Below are 20916 nucleotides of genomic sequence, written 5' to 3'. Positions count from 1 at the left end.
AATATGTTGTCGAAAAATTTTTATGAAAACTCCTCAAAGAGGTGAAAGAAATTGAAGTTGTTTTTACCAAATGAATATGTGAAAAATGTATATCATGTTCAAGCAGAAGATTTGAAGAAACGTGGAATTAAAGGTGTTATTACTGATTTAGATAACACTTTAATTGAATGGGATCGTCCAAATGCAACGCCACAACTTGAAGAATGGTTTTTGAAAATGAAAGAGCAAGGCATCCAAGTGACGGTCGTTTCAAATAATAATGAGCAACGTGTGAAAGACTTTGCTGATCCATTAGGTATTCCATTTATTCATAGTGCACGTAAACCATTTGTTCGCGCATTTAAGCGTGCGATACAAGAGATGCGTTTACAACCAGATGAAGTTGTAGTAATTGGGGATCAGTTACTAACGGATGTGCTAGGTGGAAACCGAGTGGGCCTTCATACGATTTTAGTTGTACCGGTAGCACAAACGGATGGATTAGTAACGCGCTTTAATCGGAAAATTGAACGAAGAATTATGAGAAATATGAAGAAAAAAGGTTTAATTAATTGGGAGGAATAAAGTTTGACTGAAACAATTAAATGTATTGGTTGCGGTGTAGAAATTCAAACAGAAGATAAAAATGAAGTGGGATATGCTCCTACCTCATCTTTAGAGAAAGAACAAGTAATTTGTCAACGCTGTTTTCGCTTGAAGCATTACAATGAAATTCAAGATGTATCATTAACAGATGATGACTTCCTACGTATTCTAAATGGAATTGGAAAATCGGATGCATTAGTAGTTAAGATTGTAGATATTTTTGATTTTAATGGTAGCTGGTTACCTGGCTTACATCGTTTCGTGGGAAATAATAAAGTATTACTTGTTGGGAATAAAGCTGATTTAATTCCTAAGTCAGTAAAACATGATAAAGTAAAGCATTGGATGCGCTATAGTGCAAAGCAGCTAGGATTAAAACCAGAAGATGTCTTTTTAATTAGTGCAGCGAAAGGACAAGGGATTGCTGAGCTGGCAGATGCGATTGAGTATTACCGAGGCGGAAAAGATGTTTACGTTGTTGGATGTACGAATGTAGGAAAATCAACATTTATTAATCGTATGATTAAAGAATTTAGTGATGAGACTGAAAATGTAATTACAACATCTCATTTCCCAGGAACAACGCTTGATTTAATTGATATTCCGTTAGACGAAGAATCTTCTTTATATGATACACCAGGTATTATTAACCACCATCAAATGGCTCATTATGTTGGAAAAGAAAGCTTAAAGCTTATTACACCAACAAAAGAAATTAAGCCAATGGTATTCCAATTAAATGAAGAACAAACGTTATTCTTTAGTGGACTGGCGCGTTTTGATTATGTAAGTGGTGGTCGCCGTGCGTTTACTTGTCACTTCTCGAATCGTTTAACAATCCATCGTACAAAGCTTGAGAAAGCAGATGAATTGTATAAAAATCATGCTGGGGATTTACTAAGCCCACCAACACCAGAAGAATTAGCAAATATGCCAGAACTAGTGAAATATGAATTTAATATTCGTGAACCAAAAACGGATGTTGTATTCTCTGGATTAGGATGGGTTACTGTAAACGAACCGGGAGCAAAAATTGTTGCACACGTACCAAAAGGAGTAAGTGTTTCGCTACGTAAATCTTTAATTTAATATGGAGAGGGATTTATGAAACAATTATATGGTGTAATCGGAAATCCAATTGGACATTCATTATCACCCGTTATGCATAACGATGCATTTGAACACTTGAATATGGATGCCCATTATCATGCATTTCTTGTTAAAGAGGAAGTGCTAGGGGAAGCAGTAAGAGGTTTAAAAGCATTAGGTATTTCAGGATTTAATGTAACAACTCCGCACAAAGTTGCTATTATGGATTACTTGGATGAGATTGACCCGCTAGCAAAACAAATTGGTGCAGTAAATACAGTGGTTCATAAGGATGGAAAACTGATTGGCTATAATACAGATGGAATTGGTTTTGTCCGAGCGCTGCAGGCAATTAGTAGTGAACCACTTCAAGAGAAACGTATTTTACTGCTTGGCGCAGGTGGTGCTAGTCGAGCTATTTATTTTTCTCTTGCTGATGTAGGTGTGAAAGAGATTGATGTAGCTAATCGTACAGTAGATAAGGCGAAAGAACTTATTGCTGCATGTAAGGCTCATGTTAATTCTGTTGCTTTATCGTTAGAAAAAGCAACAGAAGAACAAGGAAATTATGATATTATCATTCAGACGACAACAATAGGTATGCATCCACGCGTCGAATATACACCATTACAAATTTCTTCGTTAAAAAAAGGAACGATTGTATCAGATATAATTTATAATCCATTTGAAACGAAAATTTTATGTGAGGCAAACGAGCAAGGTGCAATGATTCAAAATGGTATTGATATGTTTGTTTATCAAGGGGCACTTGCATTTGAAATGTGGACAGGACGTGTACCGAATATCGATAGAATGAAACAATTAGTTATAAGAAAGCTTGGAGGCTAACATATATGTTAACAGGAAAACAAAAAAGATTTTTACGTGCAAAGGCACATCATTTAACACCGATTTTTCAAGTTGGAAAAGGTGGCGTAAATGAAAATATGGTGAAACAGATTGGAGAAGCATTAGAAGTTCGTGAACTCTTTAAAGTGAGCGTACTACAAAATTGTGAATTTGATCGTCGTGAAGTTGCAGAAGAGCTTGCAAAAGGCGCACGTGCTGAAATCGTTCAAGTAATTGGAAGTACAATCGTTTTATACAAAGAATCTAGAGAAAATAAGCAAATTAAGCTTCCTCGATAAAAAGGCTAGCATATGCTATTTTTATTGCTAGTTCGTAATGATGTAGAGAACGAAACCAATTGAACTTTTATTAACAGTGAACTCTCTTCGGATAGAAATGAAGAGAGTTGCTGTACGTAAAAGGAAGGGGCGTTTCTTTTGAGAAAAATTGGCATCATTGGCGGTACATTTGATCCGCCACATTATGGACATTTGCTAATTGCAAATGAAGTATATCACGCTTTGAATTTAGAAGAAGTATGGTTCTTGCCGAACCAAATTCCACCGCATAAACAAGGGCGGAATATTACAAGTGTAGAAAATCGCTTACAAATGTTAGAGCTTGCGACTGAGGCAGAGGAACATTTTTCTATTTGTTTAGAAGAGCTAAGCAGGAAGGGCCCATCTTATACGTATGACACTATGTTACAATTGACGAAGAAGTATCCGGATGTGCAGTTTCACTTTATTATTGGTGGAGATATGGTTGAGTATTTACCAAAGTGGTATAACATTGAAGCGTTACTTGATCTTGTAACGTTTGTTGGGGTTGCAAGACCTGGTTATACATTGCGTACACCTTATCCTATCACCACTGTGGAAATTCCGGAGTTTGCAGTTTCTTCATCTTTATTGCGTGAGAGATATAAAGAGAAGAAAACATGTAAATATTTACTTCCTGAAAAAGTACAGGTATATATCGAGAGGAATGGGTTGTATGGATCGTGAGAAAGCACTTCATATTGTCAAACAACAAATGCATGAAAAACGTTATATACACACAATTGGTGTAATGGAGACAGCAATTGAACTTGCTAAGTTATACGGTGTGGATGAAAAAAAGGCTGAAGTTGCAGCTGTATTCCATGATTATGCGAAGTGTAGAGCGATTTCTGAGATGGAAGAGATTATTAAAAGTGAAGATTTGCCGAAAGATTTACTTTGTTATAACAAAGAGTTATGGCATGCACCTGTTGGGGCATACTTAGTAGAAAAAGAAGTAGGCATTACGGATCCTGAAATCCTGCAAGCTATTACATATCATACAAGTGGTCATGAGAAAATGACGATGTTAGATAAAGTAATTTATGTAGCTGATTACATTGAGCCTGGGCGAAAGTTTCCAGGGGTGGAGGAAGCTCGCAAACTCGCATATACGGATATAAATCAAGCTTTATTATTTGCGTTAAAGCGAACAATTCAATTTTTAATGGAAAAAAATCAAACGATTTATCCATTAACATTCCAAACATACAACGCAGTTATCAAGGAGGAAATTAGTAGATGAAAGATAAAGATTTATTAGTATTAGCAGCAAAAGCGGCTGATGATAAGAGAGCAGAAGATATGGTTGTCCTAAATATGCAAGGTATTTCACCAATTGCAGATTATTTTATTATTTGTCACGGTAACTCAGATAAGCAAGTGCAAGCAATTGCGCGTGAAATTAAATCAAAAGCACATGAGTTCCAAATCGACGTACAACGTATGGAAGGTTTTGACGAAGCACGCTGGGTGTTAGTTGACCTTGGAGATGTAGTTGCCCATGTATTCCATAAAGATGAGCGTAATCACTATAATTTAGAGCGTCTTTGGGGCGATGTGCCGCGTGAAGATATTACAGACGAGCTAGACCAATGAAATACGAACAATTTGCATTGTTGTACGACGAACTAATGAATGATGTTCCTTATGATAAATGGGTGGAATTCACAGAGGAAAGTTTACAGCAAGCGGATATGAAAGAGGCGAAGATTCTTGATGTAGCATGCGGTACTGGTAATGTAACACTTCCGCTTGTACAAAAGGGTTACGATTTAATCGGTGTCGATCTTTCAGAAGAAATGTTAACGGTCGCTCAGCAAAAACTAGGCGGAGAAGGATATTTTATTCCTTTTTACCAACAAGACATGCGAGAGCTTGATGTTCCGGGTGAGTTTGACTGTGTAACTATTTTTTGTGATTCATTAAATTATGTATTGCAAGAAGATGGAGTGCAAGAAACATTTCGAAGAGTGTTTCACCATTTACGTCAAGATGGTTTGTTTTTATTTGATGTACATTCTTTATATAAAATACATCATGTATTTCAAAATGAAACATACACAGTGAATGGAGAAGAAATATCTCTTATTTGGAATTGCTTCCCTGGTGAAGAGTCAAATAGTGTAGAACATGACTTAACATTCTTTGTTCAAGACCCAGAAGAAGATGTGTACCATCGTTTTGACGAATGTCACGTGCAACGTGCATATCAGGTTGAAGAGTTAACGAAATGGCTTGAAGAAGCTGGTTTTACAGTGCTTCGCGTGACTGGTGACTTTGAACGACTTGAAGTTACAGAACAAACAGAGCGTATTTTCTTCATGGCGAAGAAAAATGGATAGAGTGAAACTTTAATCAGCGGGGGGCGAAGCCCCTCGCTGATTATTAGTTGAACCAATCGGGCTTTTACGGGCAGTTGATCCCTCACCTAACTGCTTTGCTTTCGCTGAGTTTTGAGGTGGGGTCTTACTGTCCAGCAAATAGCGGGATAAAACAAAAGCAACCGAGAAGGTTGCTTTTGTTTTGTAAAGAAGCTGTAATTTTAGTTCTAGAATAATAAGAAGATGATATACGTGAAGTGTGAAAATGCTAGTTTAAGTGAAAATGCAATGAAAAAAAGTAAGTATTTATAAAAAGGATTTGGAATGACGATGACGTATTTATTATGTGTGTTTATTGAATTGCTGATCAACGCATTTTAAATCTTCATCAAATTTCTCGTGTGTCCGCTCAATTAATTTATGAAACATATCCCCAACATGTTCTTCTAAAACAAGAATGCCTTCTCCTGTAACGCCGCCCTTAACACATACTTTTTCTTGTAAAGTAGGCAATGTGAAAATCCCTTTTTCAAGTAGTTTCCCCATTCCAACGACCATTTCACTTACTAAAGTAGTGGCTTCTTCATGTGTAATATTTGTTTTATCTACAGCAGCGTTAATGAAACATTGTAATAAATAACTAAAGAATGCAGGGCCACAGCTTGCTATATCAGATGAAACGCGCGTTATATCTTCTTCTATTACAAGGGGAGTGGAAATGTTTTTGAATAGGCGAAATAGTTTTTGTTGCCACTCTTCGGAGCATTTACTTCCAAATGTAAATAGTGATGCGCCAGACAGGGCGCGGTTTGTAATGCTCGGAATGATACGTGCGACGTGGCAAGGTACAAGTGTCTCTAATTGTGATGGAGATATTGGACTTGTGATAGAAACTAAGCACTTTTCATCAGAAAAATGTTCAGCGTATTTTTGTAGGATCGGGTATATATCTATTGGCTTTACGCAAATAAAAATAAGATGTGATCGTTCGATTACCTCATCGATAGTTTTGGCTATATGAACAGAAGGGTATTTTTCCTTTATATGATATGCTTTGGCGGGCGTTCGATTAATGATTGTAAGGCACGAAGGTTTGACAGCACGGGTTTCTAAAAATGCGTCGATTAGTATATTCCCCATGTTCCCTGTCCCTATAATTCCTATGTTCAATGTTTCATCCCTCCTTCGTAACAGCTTTCTCCTAAACAATATGAATGATGTTATAAATTTATGATTAGAGGTGAAAAATGATGTGGGATTTTCCAAAGAAATGGTTAGGGTTAGTAGCTATTATTGGAACTGTACTTTTTCTTCTTTTCTGGAAAACGAACCAGCATACAGAGCAGTCCTTCATTGCAACGGATGTTCAAGCGAAAGAGATAGAGAAAAAAAGTAAACCGAAAATATCGGATACAAAGCAGCAGAAAAAAATAATTGTAATTGATATGAAAGGGGCTGTTGTTAAAGAGGGGGTGTATGAAATGAAAGAAGGGGACCGGGTCAAGGATGCCATTGAAAAGGCAGGTGGATTTTTGCCCGAGGCAGATAGGAAGAAGGTAAATTTAGCGCAAATAGTACAAGACCAAATGATCCTTTATGTACCGAATAAAAACGAACAAGTGCAAGAAGTAGCTGCTATTTCAAAGGGGGAGGGGAAAGTTCAAATAAATGCAGCTTCTAAAGAACAACTTGAAAAAATTACAGGCATTGGTTCTCGGAAAGCAGAAAGTATTTTGAAATATCGAGAGGAACATGGACCGTTTCAGAAAATAGAAGATTTGTTAGAGATTGATGGGATTGGTGTGAAGTCTCTGGAAAAAATAAAAGATCAAATTATTATTCCATAAAAGATTGACGAAGTTTTTCTTCATTCGCTACACTACAAGTAGACAAAAAAGTAGGTGAAAAATATGGAACGAATTTCATGGGATCAATATTTTATGACGCAAAGCCATTTGCTATCTTTACGTAGTACATGTACAAGGCTTGCAGTAGGAGCGACGATCGTTCGTGATAAACGAATTATTGCTGGTGGATATAATGGTTCAATTAAAGGTGGCGTACATTGTATAGATGACGGATGCTACGTCATTGATAATCATTGTGTTCGTACAATTCACGCTGAAATGAATGCTTTATTACAATGTGCAAAGTTTGGTGTGAAAACGGAGGAAGCAGAAATTTATGTTACGCATTTCCCTTGTTTACAATGTTGTAAGGCAATTATTCAAAGTGGCATTACAGCGGTTTATTATGCGCAGGATTATAAAAATCATCCATATGCCGTAGAGTTATTTGAAAAAGCGAATGTAACAGTGAAACACGTTCCGCTAGAATATAATATTGCAGCATTAGAGGATCAAAAGCGTCATATGGAGTTAAAAGAACTATTTGCATCTTTAGAAAAAGAGAACTTATCAATGGAAGAATTACAGCACTTATTCACGAAAGCAAAAATGATGCTATAAGGAGTGGGTATGAGTTGCAAGGACAATGGGGCTATGTTGCAATCTCATTTATAGTAGGGATTGCAATCGCCTTCTCCTCTTCGGTTTTATTGCTGGCTTGTGGTCTCGTTCTATATGTTTTCTTTTGTTTGTATCGTACTTCGCGTAAAACCTTCTTTTTTTGTATGATAGCGTGTTTTAGCGGCGTTATGTACACTACGTATGTTCAAGGGCAAAATAATCCTCTAGGAGACTTCTATGAAGTTACAAGAGGATTGATACGAAATACCCCTCTTATTAACGGCGATCGCCTATCATTTCAAGTTGAAGATCAGAATAAAAATATAGTGCAGTTAAGTTACAAAATTAAATCAGCCGTGGAAAAGAAACAACTGCGACAATTACATGCAGGAGTATCATGTATATTCGAAGGTGAGAGAAAAGAACCGCAAATAGCCCGTAATTTTCATGGTTTTAATTACCGGGATTATTTGTATAGGCAAAATATTCATTTCACATTTGATACTACATATATTTCTGAATGCCAGAAAACATCATTGTCACTCGTGCAATGGATTCTTCTTTTGAGACAGCAAGCAATCTCGGGAGTTACAGAAATGTTTCCAGAGCAATCAGGTGCTTTTATGAATGCATTAGTATTTGGTGATAGACAGCAAATGATATTTGAAGTTGAAGAGCAATATCAACAATTTGGTCTTGTGCATTTGTTGGCGATTTCAGGATCGCATATCGTATTGTTAATGGTGATCGTGTATTTTATTTTGCTAAGAAGTGGTGTGACGAGGGAGGTAGCAACAGTATGTCTTATCTTCTGTATTCCTCTATATATGATTTTAGCAGGAGCATCACCGTCTGTTATAAGAGCTTCTATAACAGGAGTTTTGATGTTAGTTGCTTTCATGTGTTCTATTCGTTTATCTAGCTTAGACGCTTTAAGTGTAACAGCTATATGTATGCTTATATTTGATCCATATCTTATTTTTAATATCGGCTTTCAGTTTTCTTTCGTTGGTAGTTTTGCTTTACTCTTATCTGCCCCACTTTTACTAGAGAGTAGTAATGGAGTAATCAGAAATTCTATTTATATTTCTCTTATTTCGCAGCTCGTTAGTACTCCAATTTTGTTATATCACTTCGGTTACTTTTCTCCATATAGTATTTTTCTGAATTTCCTATACGTTCCGTTTTTATCTCTCATTGTATTGCCGTGTAGTATTATTATTTTGGTATGTATACCGATTGTTCCGTTTCTTGCAAAAGGACTTGCGAATGTACTATCAGTAGGTTTGAATCTTTCTAATGCTTTTCTAAATTATTGTGAAAGTTTACCATTTACCCGCCTTATTTTCGGGCAAACGTCTATACTTCTGGTAGCTCTATATTGCGTGAGTATTGTTAGTATAGTAATGGTTTGGGAAAGGCGGATGTCGAAGGGGATTATGTTCATAGCTTCGGGTATATTTCTTTTTGTTTGTACATGTCATTATGTATATCCGTATTTTCGGGAAAGCGGTAGTGTTACATTTCTTGATGTTGGACAGGGAGACGCAATTTTAATTCGCCTCCCGTACGATAAAGAAATTTACCTCATTGATACTGGTGGAACAATTCGTGTAAATAAGGAAGAATGGCAACGGAAAAAGCATGAATTTTCTGTTGGACAGGATGTTTTAATCCCTTATTTACAAAAGGAAGGAATTAAAACAATAGATAAATTAATCGTAACGCATGGAGATGCGGATCATATAGGTGCTGCGCAAGAGTTATTATCAAATATGACCGTGAAAGAAGTTGTATTTGGCCGAAAGGAACAAGATGCGGTATTAGAAAAATTGGTAAAGAAACAGGCGTTAGAAAAGGGAGTGAAAATAAGAGAAGTGGGAGAAGGAGAGAGTTGGAGCGTAAATGAAGCGGAATTTTTCGTACTAGCTCCAACAGGAAAGGAAAGAAGTGAAAATAATGCTTCAATTGTACTATGGGCAAAATTAGGAGGGTTAACGTGGCTGTTTACAGGTGATTTAGAAGAAGAAGGAGAGAAATTTTTAGTAGCTACGTATCCAGAGTTGCGGGCGGATGTTTTAAAGGTTGCTCATCATGGGAGTAACACGTCATCTATAGTGCCTTTTTTGAGCGCTGTACAGCCTAATGTAGCGATTATTTCTGCTGGTGAGCGTAATAGGTATGGGCACCCTCATAAGGAAGTTATAGAGCGTTTTGAGAGGATGGGGATTGAAATATGGCGTACGGATAAGCAAGGTGCTATTTCCTATGTTTTTAAAGGGGAACACGGAACCTTTCGTAGCAAAATCACATATGATGAAACACATAATAGATAAAAAAGAAGACTGCCAGTAAGCAGCAGTCTTTAAGAACCAATAAATTTAATAACAGTTGCAATGATGAAAAGTGTTGCGAAAAAACCAAATGAGACGATAAATCCTACCCCTGAATCAATAGCGTCATTGCGTTTACTTTGAACGTTTTGTTCAAAATCATTCATTTAGAATCCCTCCCCAACATTCCACTTTAGTATAAAATATTGTCAGAAAAAAATCTACAATTTCCATATGAAGAGAAATCGAGTGTTTTTACTACTTTTAGATCAGGAAGTAACGTGAGTTTTTTGTTTCCAAGCATGTTAACAGTTGGCACTTATACTCGAATTTTTATTGTGAATAATAAAGGGAAGGTGATTACCGCACACCAATAAGAAACCCGGGGCTTATTGCGTGGCGTTTAATATAAATAAAGGGACGGGTTATACAGCCTGTTCCTTTGTACTTGTAAAACAAAAGCTAGGGCATTAGTATAAATATATATTGCCAAGTTAGGGAGTAGGAAAAAGTATGAGTGATATACATAAAAAGATTAAAAAGAAGCAGTTTGCTCCGTTATATTTACTGTATGGAACGGAAGAGTTTTTTATAAATGAAACGATAAAGCTTATTACAACAGAAGCGCTTGAAGAGGAAGATCGCGAGTTTAATGTTGTGACATATGATTTAGAAGAAGCGTATTTAGAAGATGTGGTTGAGGACGCACGTACACTTCCTTTTTTCGGAGAACGTAAAGTGCTATTAATAAAATCACCACTATTTTTAACTTCACAAAAAGAAAAATTAGAGCAAAATATGAAAATTTTAGAAGAATATATTGGGGAGCCTTCTCCATTTTCTATTCTTGTTTTTGTTGCGCCTTACGAAAAACTTGATGAACGAAAAAAAATTACAAAACTATTAAAGAAAACAGCGGACGTAGTAGAAGCGAATGCGATGCAAGTGCAGGATGTTCAGAAGTGGATTGTTGCTCGTGCAGATGAAGTGCATGTACATATTGATAATGCGGCTGTTAGTTTGTTGTTAGAACTTGTGGGAAGTAATGTAACGATGTTGGCGAAGGAAATGGACAAGTTAACGTTATACGTCGGTATGGGCGGAGAGATTACCCCGAAACTTGTTGCAGAGCTTGTGCCAAAATCGGTTGAACAAAATGTGTTTGCTTTAACAGAAAAAGTGGTAAAAAAAGATATTGCGGGTGCGATGCAAATTTTGGATGGATTATTTACGCAGCAGGAAGAACCAATTAAACTGCTTGCGTTATTAGTGAGTCAATTCCGCTTGCTGCATCAAGTGAAAGAGTTACAACAACGTGGTTATGGGCAAAATCAAATAGCGTCTCATATTGGTGTGCATCCGTATCGTGTAAAGCTGGCGATGAATCAAACAAAGTTTTTCTCTTTTGAAGAATTAAAAAAAGTGATTATAGAATTAGCAGAAGCTGATTATAGTATGAAAACGGGAAAGATGGATAAGAAGCTTGTACTCGAGTTTTTCTTAATGCGATTAAATCATATGTAGTGATACAAAAAAGTTCACGTACTAAGTACGTGAACTTTTTTGTATATAAAAAAACGACCCAAATGGATCGTTTTTTAAACGCCTTACGCGTTTACTTGTTTCGCTAAGCGAGATTTTTGACGAGCTGCAGCGTTTTGGTGGATAAGACCTTTACGAGCTGCTTTGTCAAGTTTTTTAGAAGCAGTTTTGAAAGCTTCTTTAGCATTTTCAAGATCGTTATTAGTAACTAAAGCTTCTACAGTTTTAACAGCAGAACGCATGTCAGACTTGATAGAAGCGTTATGTGAACGACGCTCTTCGCTAAGTTTAGCGCGTTTGATAGCAGATTTGATGTTTGCCATACTTTTCACCTCCCTGGTGCAATCGAATGACTCGATTCTTACATAGAACAAGTGATATTTTATCAAACGGTGAAGAGAATTGCAATAGTATATCAATGAAATTTCACGTAAAGGAAAGAATGACCTAATATAACTTTGGGAAATCTAACGATATTTACTATGAATTACGGAGGAGATACGATGAAAGAACCATTAGATTTAAGTAAATATAGTGTTAGAACTGACCTTGCTGTAGAGGCACATCAAATGCTGCAAGAGCGCCAGGAAGAGCAAAAAGGGATACAAGGAGTTATTGTAAAAGAGAGGGAAGAAGAAGGTATTACTATTACGAAAGTAACGATTGATGAAGTTGCCTCTGAATCGATGGGTAAAAAACCTGGAAATTATTTAACACTTGAAGTACAAGGTATACGTCAACAAGATACGGAACTGCAACAAAAAGTAGAGCGTGTTTTTGCAAAAGAATTTTCTTATTTCTTAGAAGAGGTTGGCGTTACGAAAGAAGCGAGTTGTTTAATTGTTGGTCTTGGGAATTGGAATGTAACGCCAGATGCGCTTGGACCAATCGTTGTAGAAAATGTATTGGTAACGAGACATTTGTTTCAATTGCAGCCTGAAAGTGTAGAAGAAGGGTTTAGGCCTGTTAGTGCAATTCGACCGGGGGTAATGGGAATTACAGGAATTGAAACGAGTGATGTCATTTATGGAATCATTGAGAAGACAAAGCCAGACTTTGTCATTGCAATTGATGCATTAGCTGCCCGTTCTATTGAACGAGTAAATAGTACGATACAAATTTCTGATACGGGAATTCATCCTGGATCGGGTGTTGGGAATAAACGTAAGGAACTCAGTAAAGAGACATTGAGTATTCCTGTTATCGCGATTGGTGTTCCGACTGTGGTTGATGCCGTTTCGATTACAAGTGATACAATTGATTTTATTTTGAAACATTTTGGACGGGAGATGAAAGAAGGAAACAAACCTTCACGTTCTTTGTTGCCAGCTGGTTTTACATTTGGAGAAAAGAAAAAATTAACAGAAGAAGATATGCCGGATGAAAAGAGCCGGAATATGTTTTTAGGTGCTGTAGGTACACTGGAAGATGAAGAAAAGAGAAAATTAATTTATGAAGTGTTATCTCCTCTTGGCCATAATTTAATGGTGACTCCGAAAGAAGTGGATGCTTTCATAGAGGATATGGCAAATGTAATAGCGAGTGGTTTAAATGCAGCCTTACATCATCAAATTGACCAAGATAATACAGGAGCATATACACATTGATGGGAAGAGACGATAATCATTTAAGCCGCTTTTCGCTTTTATGTATATGTAGTGCGGCCTTATGTTTACTTATGATCATAGCAGGGGTGGCACTTGCTAATCATGGTTTGAAAAGTATGAAAGGTTATCAGCAAATGTCGTATGAACAAATAGCTCATATGACAGGAACAGAGGGTGCGGGTGCTGAATCAGAAATTTTGGGAAGTTCGTTTTCCGTTACTGAAAAACAAAAACAATTAGAAAGCTTAAAAAGTTTTAATGTTGTAGAAGGAATTGGTATGGCAATAGCAAGTGCTACTTACGAAGTAACAAAGTTTGGAACGGATATAGTTGTTGGGAAAGTGAAAGAGATTTTTAGTTAAGGGTAGCAGGAAGAACGGTTGTCTTACCATTTTGTACGACAGCCGTTTTTAAATTTGAAAAAGGTTTGTCTCTTATGGTTTGTTCGCATAAGATATAGATAGAATGATTTGTATTGTAAGCGGCACGAGTTTTCATTGAATCTTTGCTGCTCTATTGATATAATCAGTGCTAGTGTATATTGGCGAGACTATTAGGAGTTGAGAACATAGATGAACAAAGAAGAAAGAGCAAAAAGACAGTCCAAAATCCGTAATTTCTCTATCATTGCTCATATTGACCACGGAAAATCAACGTTAGCAGACCGTATTTTAGAGAAAACAAACGCGTTAACACAACGTGAAATGAAAGCTCAATTGCTTGACTCTATGGATTTAGAGCGTGAGCGCGGTATTACAATTAAATTAAATGCAGTACAACTAATGTATAAAGCGAAAGACGGTGAAGAGTATATTCTTCACTTAATCGATACTCCAGGACATGTCGACTTTACGTACGAAGTATCTCGTAGTTTAGCGGCTTGTGAAGGTGCAATTCTTGTTGTGGATGCAGCGCAAGGGATTGAGGCGCAAACATTAGCGAACGTATATTTAGCGCTTGATAATAATTTAGAAATATTACCAGTTATTAATAAGATCGACTTACCAAGTGCGGACCCAGAACGTGTACGTCAAGAGGTAGAAGATGTAATTGGTTTAGATGCATCGGAAGCTGTACTTGCTTCAGCGAAAGCTGGTATTGGTATTGAAGATATTTTAGAACAAATCGTTGAAAAGGTACCGGCTCCAACAGGTGATTCAGAAGAGCCTTTACAATGTATGATTTTCGATTCTTTATATGATCCGTACCGCGGTGTAATTGCATATATCCGTGTTGTAAATGGAACGGTAAAAGTTGGCGATAAAGTACGTATGATGGCAACTGGAAAAGAATTTGAAGTAACAGAAGTAGGTGTGTTTACACCGAAAACAACGCAACGTGACGAGTTAACAGTAGGTGATGTAGGTTTCTTAGCGGCATCTATTAAAAACGTAGGTGATACACGTGTAGGTGATACGATTACACATGCAAAACGTCCGGCTGCAGAGGCGTTAGCAGGGTATCGTAAGTTAAACCCAATGGTATTCTGTGGTTTATATCCAATCGATTCTGCCCGTTATAACGACTTGCGTGATGCGTTAGAAAAATTAGAATTGAATGATTCTGCTCTTGAATTTGAGCCTGAAACATCTCAAGCTTTAGGTTTTGGTTTCCGTTGTGGTTTCTTAGGACTACTTCACATGGAAATTATTCAAGAACGTATTGAACGTGAATTCAAGATTGACTTAATTACAACAGCGCCAAGCGTTATTTATAAAGTTTATTTAACAAACGGTGAAGATGTTATTGTTGATAATCCATCTAATATGCCAGATCCACAGTCTATCGACCGTGTAGAAGAGCCTTTTGTGAAGGCGTCAATTATGGTTCCGAATGACTATGTTGGAGCAGTAATGGAAATTTGCCAAGGTAAACGTGGAACGTTTATTGATATGCAATATTTAGATGAAACACGTGTTACACTAACATACGAAATTCCGTTATCAGAAATCGTATATGATTTCTTTGATCAATTGAAATCAAATACGAAAGGATATGCATCATTTGACTACGAGTTAATTGGTTATAAACCGTCTAAACTTGTGAAAATGGATATTCTTTTAAATAATGAACAAGTAGATGCTTTATCATTTATCGTGCATCGTGATTCAGCGTATGACCGTGGTAAAGTAATCGTAGAGAAATTAAAAGAATTAATTCCAAGGCAACAGTTCGAAGTACCAATTCAGGCGACTATCGGAAACAAGGTTGTAGCACGTTCTACAATTAAGGCGATGCGTAAAAACGTACTTGCTAAATGTTACGGTGGTGACATTTCTCGTAAGCGTAAACTTCTTGATAAGCAAAAAGAAGGTAAAAAACGTATGAAGTCTGTTGGTTCTGTAGAAGTACCGCAAGAAGCATTCATGGCTGTACTGAAAATGGATGACAACTAATAATTGGAATAAAAAGAAGTCGTTTATGCGGCTTCTTTTTTCTATATCATTACTTTTTAGACATCTTAGCATCTCTCATTTACAATAGTGAGAGAGCTTTTTAGTTCATATAGAGTTAGGAGTCTGTTAATGTCCGAAAATATTCGAAAAGATATTCAAGAGAAAATACAAAATGGCAATTTTAATTGTGAAAAGGAATTGACGCTTTCTATTATTAGTGGGAAGTGGAAAGTTGTAATATTGTGGCATCTTGGTGTGGAAGGGCCTCATCGTTTTAGTGAATTACAGCGACTATTCCCAAGCATTTCTCATAAAGTTTTGTCGAACCAATTAAAAGAGTTAATGGAAGATGGGATTGTGGAACGAACAGTATACCCAGAAATTCCTCCGCGAGTGGAGTATTATATGACGGAATTAGGCATGTCGCTTTTACCAATCGTTGAAATGATGTATGATTGGGGAAAAATGCGAATGGAACAAATTCGTAATACGTTAGAGAAGTAAAGAAGCCTCCCGAGCGCGGAGGTTTTCTTTTTAGAAAGGTAGGAGTTATATTTGGTGCAAGCTGCATATATTCATATTCCGTTTTGTCAGCATATTTGTCACTATTGTGATTTTAATAAAGTGTTTATTGAACGCCAGCCGGTCGATCAATATTTAGATTATTTAGAGAAAGAAATAATAAATACAGTCCAAAAGGTACCGTTTGATAGTATGAAAACGATTTTTGTTGGCGGGGGAACTCCGACAGCGTTAAATATGGAGCAGACAAAGAAATTATTAGATATTATAAACCGTCGTTTACGTCCGTTTGCCCCGAAGTGTGAATTAACATTTGAAGCGAATCCGGGTGATTTACCGAAAGAGAAGTTAAATGTATTGCTAGAAGGTGGAGTGAACCGAATTAGTTTTGGTGTGCAAACATTTCGAGATGAGTTGCTTGAGAAAATTGGACGTAAGCATACGAGGGAAGATGCATTTGTAGCAATTAGAGAAGCGCAGGAAGTGGGCTTTAAAAATATAAATGTAGATATTATTTATGCTCTGCCAGGGCAGACGATAGAAGATGTAAAAGAAACATTAGATATTGCCTTTACGCTTGGTGTGCAACATTTCTCGGCATATTCATTAATTGTGGAACCGAAAACTGTGTTTTATAACTTAATGAATAAAGGGAAATTAAGACTTCCAGGTGAAGATCATGAAGCGAAAATGTATGAAATGGTAATGGATGAAATGGAGAAACATGGCTATACCCAGTATGAAATTAGCAATTTCTCAAAAGGTGATAATGAAAGTAGACATAATCTCACATACTGGAATAATGAAGAGTATTATGGATTTGGAGCTGGAGCGCATAGTTATGTAAATGGAGAACGTATCCAAAATGTAGGACCGCTCAAGCAATATTTCAATAAAATCGATGAAACTGGATTTCCGTATTTAGATGTTCACGCGGTGACGGAGAAAGAAAAAATGGAAGAAGAGTTGTTCTTAGGGCTTCGAAAAACAAAAGGTGTGTCAAAAATGGCGTTTCGCAATAAATTTAATGTGGAAATGGATCAAGTTTTCGCGAAGCAGTTACAAAGCAACCAAGAACAAGGATTGCTTGAAGAGAGCGACGGATATGTTCGTTTAACGCGAAAAGGAAAATTATTAGGGAATGAAGTATTCCAATCATTTTTGATTGACTAATTAAATGTTCCATAAACGTGAAAAAGTTTCATTATTTCGTGACGTTTCCGTTGACAATTGAATGTCAATTTTGGTAAGTTATTAATAGATTTAGCACTCAAAGACAAAGAGTGCTAACAGAGGTGATGATGAGATGCTTACGGAACGTCAGCTCTTAATTTTACAAACAATTATTGATGACTTTATTGGATCAGCGCAACCTGTTGGGTCGAGGACGTTGGCTAAGAAAGATGAAATTACATTTAGTTCAGCTACTATTCGAAATGAAATGGCTGATTTAGAAGAACTAGGATTTATTGAAAAAACGCATAGTTCTTCTGGACGTGTTCCTTCTGAGAAAGGATACCGATTTTATGTAGACCATCTTTTAGCGCCGCAAAACTTACCGACCGATGAAATTGTACAAATTAAAGATTTATTTGCTGAAAGAATTTTTGAAGCGGAAAAGATTGCACAGCAATCGGCTCAAATTTTATCAGAGCTTACGAATTATACAGCCATTGTTCTTGGACCGAAGTTAAGCACAAATAAACTTAAAAACGTACAAATTGTACCGCTTGATCGTCAAACTGCAGTCGCTATTATTGTAACGGATACAGGGCATGTACAAAGCAAAACGATTACCGTTCCGGAATCTGTTGATTTATCAGATTTAGAAAAAATGGTTAATATTTTAAATGAAAAACTATCGGGTGTACCAATGGCAGAATTGCATAACAAAATCTTTAAAGAGATTGTTACAGTTTTACGTGGGTATGTTCATAATTACGATAGTGCAATAAAAATGTTAGATGGTACATTTCAAGTTCCTTTATCGGAAAAGATATACTTTGGAGGAAAAGCAAATATGCTTTCGCAGCCAGAGTTCCATGACATTCACAAAGTAAGATCTTTACTTACCATGATTGATAATGAAGCCGAGTTTTATGACATTTTGCGTCATAAACAAGTAGGTATTCAAGTGAAAATTGGTAGGGAAAACTCTGCGACGGCCATGGAAGATTGTAGTTTAATTTCTGCAACATATTCGATTGGAGAAGAACAGCTTGGAACAATTGCTATTTTAGGTCCGACAAGAATGCAATACTCTCGTGTAATTAGTTTGTTACAGTTATTTACGAGACAATTTACTCATGGACTTAAAAAGTAAATGAGAGTAATACATTCGCTCAAGTAATGAAATTTTCATTGCTGTGTGTAATATATAATGCTTAGGTAATTGTGTTCAGCATGATACCTAATACCTTTTAAGGAGGTGAATATTGTGGAAGAGCGTAACGAACAAGTGGTAGAAGAAGTAAAAGAAGCGCAAGCTGAAGAAGCTGTCACGACAGAAAACAGTGAAGAAACTGTAGAAGAAAAAAGTGAGGCTGCTCTTTTACAAAAAAAAGTAGATGAGTTACAAGCGAAACTAACGGAAACGGAAGGTCGCACATTACGTCTACAAGCTGATTTTGAAAATTATAAGCGCCGTGTCCAAATGGATAAACAGGCTGCTGAAAAATATAGAGCACAAAGTCTAGTTTCAGATATTTTGCCAGCTCTTGATAATTTTGAAAGAGCGATGCAAGTGGAAGCAACTGATGAGCAAACGAAATCCTTGTTACAAGGTATGGAAATGGTGCATCGTCAATTGCTAGAAGCGTTGAATAAAGAAGGTGTTGAAGTGATTGAAGCTGTTGGTAAACAGTTTGATCCTAATGAACACCAAGCTATTATGCAAGTGGAAGATAGTGAATTTGAATCAAACGCGGTAGTTGAAGAATTCCAAAAAGGTTATAAACTAAAAGACCGTGTGATTCGCCCATCAATGGTAAAAGTAAATCAATAATTTACATAAAAGTAGGAGGATTCGCCATGAGTAAAATTATCGGTATTGACTTAGGTACAACAAACTCTTGTGTAGCTGTTATGGAAGGTGGAGAACCAAAGGTTATCCCAAATCCAGAAGGAAACCGTACAACACCTTCTGTTGTAGCTTTCAAAAATGAAGAGCGTCAAGTTGGGGAAGTTGCAAAGCGTCAAGCAATTACAAACCCAAATACAATCATGTCTGTTAAACGTCATATGGGTACAGACTACAAAGTAGAAGTTGAAGGTAAAGATTATACACCTCAAGAAATTTCTGCAATCATTTTACAAAACTTAAAAGCTTCTGCAGAAGCATACTTAGGTGAAACAGTAACGAAAGCTGTTATTACAGTACCTGCATACTTCAACGATGCAGAACGTCAAGCGACAAAAGATGCTGGTCGTATCGCTGGTTTAGAAGTTGAGCGTATCATTAACGAGCCAACAGCAGCGGCGCTTGCTTATGGTTTAGAAAAACAAGATGAAGAGCAAAAAATCTTAGTATATGACTTAGGTGGCGGTACATTTGACGTATCTATCCTTGAGTTAGCAGACGGCACATTCGAAGTTATTTCAACTGCTGGTGACAACCGTCTTGGTGGAGATGACTTTGACCAAGTTATTATTGACCACTTAGTAGCTGAGTTCAAAAAAGAAAATAACATTGATTTAAGCCAAGATAAAATGGCACTTCAACGTTTGAAAGATGCAGCTGAAAAAGCGAAAAAAGATCTTTCTGGCGTAACACAAACACAAATTTCATTACCATTCATTAGTGCTGGAGCTGCTGGTCCATTACACTTAGAATTAACGTTAACAAGAGCGAAATTCGAAGAACTTTCAGCAGGTCTTGTTGAAAGAACGTTAGAGCCAACTCGTCGTGCATTAAAAGACGCTGGTTTTGCTCCAAGCGAATTAGATAAAGTTATCCTTGTTGGTGGATCTACTCGTATCCCAGCTGTACAAGAAGCTATTAAACGTGAAACTGGTAAAGAACCATATAAAGGTGTAAACCCTGATGAAGTTGTAGCATTAGGTGCTGCAGTTCAAGGTGGCGTACTTACTGGTGATGTAGAAGGCGTACTATTATTAGACGTAACTCCACTTTCTTTAGGTATTGAAACTATGGGTGGTGTGTTCACGAAATTAATCGAGCGTAACACTACAATTCCAACAAGTAAGTCACAAGTATTCTCAACAGCTGCTGATAACCAACCGGCAGTAGACATTCACGTATTACAAGGTGAGCGTCCAATGTCAGCTGACAACAAAACGTTAGGTCGTTTCCAATTAACAGACCTTCCACCAGCACCACGTGGTATTCCACAAATCGAAGTAACATTCGATATTGATGCGAACGGTATCGTTAACGTACGTGCAAAAGACTTAGGAACAAGCAAAGAGCAAGCTATTACAATCCAATCTTCTTCAGGTCTTTCTGATGAAGAAGTAGATCGTATGGTACAAGAAGCAGAAGCAAATGCTGACGCTGACCAAAAACGTAAGGAAGAAGTTGAACTTCGTAACGAAGCTGACCAACTTGTATTCCAAACGGATAAAGTTGTAAAAGATTTAGAAGGTAAAGTGGATGCGGCTGAAGTTGCAAAAGCAACAGAAGCGAAGGAAGCATTACAAGCTGCGATTGAGAAGAACGAGCTTGAGGAAATCCGTGCGAAAAAAGACGCTTTACAAGAAATCGTACAACAATTAACAGTTAAATTATACGAGCAAGCTCAAGCAGCTGCAGGGCAAGCAGAAGGTGCACAAGGCGCACAAGATGCTGGCGCGAAGAAAGACAATGTAGTAGACGCTGAGTTTGAAGAAGTAAAAGAAGATAAGTAATATAAATAAGTAAGA

At 36.9% G+C, this 20916-nt stretch carries 23 protein-coding genes; 20 read left to right on the top strand and 3 right to left on the bottom strand.

Annotated features, from left to right (window positions below; translation table 11 throughout):
- Positions 1 to 51: 51 nt before the first annotated feature.
- The 8 genes from ACXY7N_RS12655 (at position 52) to ACXY7N_RS12620 (ending at position 5188) form a co-directional block, all read left to right on the top strand.
- Complete coding sequence (locus ACXY7N_RS12655) at positions 52 to 564, top strand: YqeG family HAD IIIA-type phosphatase (RefSeq protein WP_016086218.1); 513 nt, start codon at positions 52 to 54, stop codon at positions 562 to 564.
- A gap of 3 nt (positions 565 to 567) precedes the next feature.
- Positions 568 to 1674 carry a ribosome biogenesis GTPase YqeH gene (gene yqeH / locus ACXY7N_RS12650; RefSeq protein WP_016086219.1) on the top strand — a complete coding sequence of 369 codons (1107 nt, stop codon included), beginning with the start codon at positions 568 to 570 and terminating at the stop codon, positions 1672 to 1674.
- A gap of 15 nt (positions 1675 to 1689) precedes the next feature.
- Positions 1690 to 2523, top strand: coding sequence for a shikimate dehydrogenase (aroE, locus tag ACXY7N_RS12645; RefSeq protein ID WP_016086220.1), 834 nt, complete (start codon positions 1690 to 1692; stop codon positions 2521 to 2523).
- A 5-nt stretch (positions 2524 to 2528) separates the two neighbouring features.
- Entirely contained in the window at positions 2529 to 2822 is a 294-nt protein-coding gene (yhbY, locus tag ACXY7N_RS12640; RefSeq protein ID WP_016086221.1) for a ribosome assembly RNA-binding protein YhbY, read from the top strand.
- Between the two features lie 138 nt (positions 2823 to 2960).
- A complete protein-coding gene (gene nadD / locus ACXY7N_RS12635; RefSeq protein WP_016086222.1) occupies positions 2961 to 3530 on the top strand; it encodes a nicotinate-nucleotide adenylyltransferase in 570 nt (189 codons plus the stop codon).
- On the top strand, positions 3520 to 4089 hold the full coding sequence (gene yqeK / locus ACXY7N_RS12630) for a bis(5'-nucleosyl)-tetraphosphatase (symmetrical) YqeK (protein WP_016086223.1): 570 nt from the start codon (positions 3520 to 3522) through the stop codon (positions 4087 to 4089). Before nadD ends, yqeK begins: the two co-directional genes overlap by 11 nt.
- The gene (gene rsfS / locus ACXY7N_RS12625) at positions 4086 to 4442 is read left to right on the top strand and encodes a ribosome silencing factor (protein WP_000653203.1); all 357 of its coding nucleotides are present in this window, start codon (positions 4086 to 4088) and stop codon (positions 4440 to 4442) included. The genes yqeK and rsfS overlap by 4 nt, the downstream gene beginning before the upstream one ends.
- Positions 4439 to 5188 (top strand): class I SAM-dependent methyltransferase, encoded by a 750-nt coding sequence (locus ACXY7N_RS12620; protein WP_000873069.1) that lies wholly within the window; start codon positions 4439 to 4441, stop codon positions 5186 to 5188. Before rsfS ends, ACXY7N_RS12620 begins: the two co-directional genes overlap by 4 nt.
- A 321-nt stretch (positions 5189 to 5509) precedes the next feature.
- Here ACXY7N_RS12620 and comER read toward each other — a convergent pair whose 3' ends face one another.
- Positions 5510 to 6337 (bottom strand): late competence protein ComER, encoded by an 828-nt coding sequence (gene comER / locus ACXY7N_RS12615; RefSeq protein ID WP_016086224.1) that lies wholly within the window; start codon positions 6335 to 6337, stop codon positions 5510 to 5512.
- 77 nt (positions 6338 to 6414) lie between these two features.
- Here comER and ACXY7N_RS12610 point away from each other — a divergent pair, with 77 nt between their 5' ends.
- The 3 genes from ACXY7N_RS12610 to ACXY7N_RS12600 all read left to right on the top strand — a co-directional run bounded on the left by ACXY7N_RS12610 (position 6415) and on the right by ACXY7N_RS12600 (position 9971).
- Positions 6415 to 7014, top strand: coding sequence for a helix-hairpin-helix domain-containing protein (locus ACXY7N_RS12610; RefSeq protein WP_016086225.1), 600 nt, complete (start codon positions 6415 to 6417; stop codon positions 7012 to 7014).
- Positions 7015 to 7077: 63 nt separating this feature from the next.
- The gene (locus ACXY7N_RS12605) at positions 7078 to 7635 is read left to right on the top strand and encodes a ComE operon protein 2 (RefSeq protein ID WP_016086226.1); all 558 of its coding nucleotides are present in this window, start codon (positions 7078 to 7080) and stop codon (positions 7633 to 7635) included.
- A 14-nt stretch (positions 7636 to 7649) separates the two neighbouring features.
- Positions 7650 to 9971, top strand: a complete 2322-nt coding sequence (locus ACXY7N_RS12600) for a DNA internalization-related competence protein ComEC/Rec2 (protein WP_088084355.1) — start codon at positions 7650 to 7652, stop codon at positions 9969 to 9971.
- Positions 9972 to 10000: 29 nt separating this feature from the next.
- On the opposite strand, the gene ACXY7N_RS12595 is transcribed toward ACXY7N_RS12600, so the two are convergent.
- On the bottom strand, positions 10001 to 10135 hold the full coding sequence (locus ACXY7N_RS12595; protein WP_000997609.1) for a YqzM family protein: 135 nt from the start codon (positions 10133 to 10135) through the stop codon (positions 10001 to 10003).
- 346 nt (positions 10136 to 10481) lie between these two features.
- Between ACXY7N_RS12595 and holA the strand changes: the two genes are divergently transcribed.
- Positions 10482 to 11492 (top strand): DNA polymerase III subunit delta, encoded by a 1011-nt coding sequence (holA, locus tag ACXY7N_RS12590; RefSeq protein ID WP_016086228.1) that lies wholly within the window; start codon positions 10482 to 10484, stop codon positions 11490 to 11492.
- An 83-nt stretch (positions 11493 to 11575) separates the two neighbouring features.
- Here holA and rpsT read toward each other — a convergent pair whose 3' ends face one another.
- On the bottom strand, positions 11576 to 11833 hold the full coding sequence (rpsT, locus tag ACXY7N_RS12585) for a 30S ribosomal protein S20 (RefSeq protein WP_001274014.1): 258 nt from the start codon (positions 11831 to 11833) through the stop codon (positions 11576 to 11578).
- 180 nt (positions 11834 to 12013) lie between these two features.
- On the opposite strand from rpsT, the gene gpr reads away from it, so the two are divergent.
- The 8 genes from gpr (at position 12014) to dnaK (ending at position 20901) form a co-directional block, all read left to right on the top strand.
- Positions 12014 to 13117, top strand: coding sequence for a GPR endopeptidase (gene gpr / locus ACXY7N_RS12580; RefSeq protein WP_116363328.1), 1104 nt, complete (start codon positions 12014 to 12016; stop codon positions 13115 to 13117).
- On the top strand, positions 13114 to 13479 hold the full coding sequence (locus ACXY7N_RS12575; protein WP_016086230.1) for a YqxA family protein: 366 nt from the start codon (positions 13114 to 13116) through the stop codon (positions 13477 to 13479). The genes gpr and ACXY7N_RS12575 overlap by 4 nt, the downstream gene beginning before the upstream one ends.
- 210 nt (positions 13480 to 13689) lie before the next feature.
- On the top strand, positions 13690 to 15513 hold the full coding sequence (gene lepA / locus ACXY7N_RS12570; protein WP_016086231.1) for an elongation factor 4: 1824 nt from the start codon (positions 13690 to 13692) through the stop codon (positions 15511 to 15513).
- Between the two features lie 129 nt (positions 15514 to 15642).
- On the top strand, positions 15643 to 16017 hold the full coding sequence (locus ACXY7N_RS12565; protein ID WP_016086232.1) for a winged helix-turn-helix transcriptional regulator: 375 nt from the start codon (positions 15643 to 15645) through the stop codon (positions 16015 to 16017).
- A gap of 51 nt (positions 16018 to 16068) precedes the next feature.
- The gene (gene hemW / locus ACXY7N_RS12560) at positions 16069 to 17208 is read left to right on the top strand and encodes a radical SAM family heme chaperone HemW (protein ID WP_033659774.1); all 1140 of its coding nucleotides are present in this window, start codon (positions 16069 to 16071) and stop codon (positions 17206 to 17208) included.
- 133 nt (positions 17209 to 17341) lie between these two features.
- Positions 17342 to 18358 carry a heat-inducible transcriptional repressor HrcA gene (gene hrcA, locus ACXY7N_RS12555; RefSeq protein ID WP_116363327.1) on the top strand — a complete coding sequence of 339 codons (1017 nt, stop codon included), beginning with the start codon at positions 17342 to 17344 and terminating at the stop codon, positions 18356 to 18358.
- A 114-nt stretch (positions 18359 to 18472) separates the two neighbouring features.
- Positions 18473 to 19039, top strand: coding sequence for a nucleotide exchange factor GrpE (gene grpE, locus ACXY7N_RS12550; protein ID WP_016086235.1), 567 nt, complete (start codon positions 18473 to 18475; stop codon positions 19037 to 19039).
- Positions 19040 to 19065: 26 nt separating this feature from the next.
- The gene (gene dnaK, locus ACXY7N_RS12545) at positions 19066 to 20901 is read left to right on the top strand and encodes a chaperone protein DnaK (protein ID WP_016086236.1); all 1836 of its coding nucleotides are present in this window, start codon (positions 19066 to 19068) and stop codon (positions 20899 to 20901) included.
- The last annotated feature ends 15 nt before the right edge of the window (positions 20902 to 20916 follow it).

It is taken from the genome of Bacillus sp. 5w2, assembly GCF_054353775.1.
This window is presented reverse-complemented; position numbering and strand designations above follow the sequence as displayed.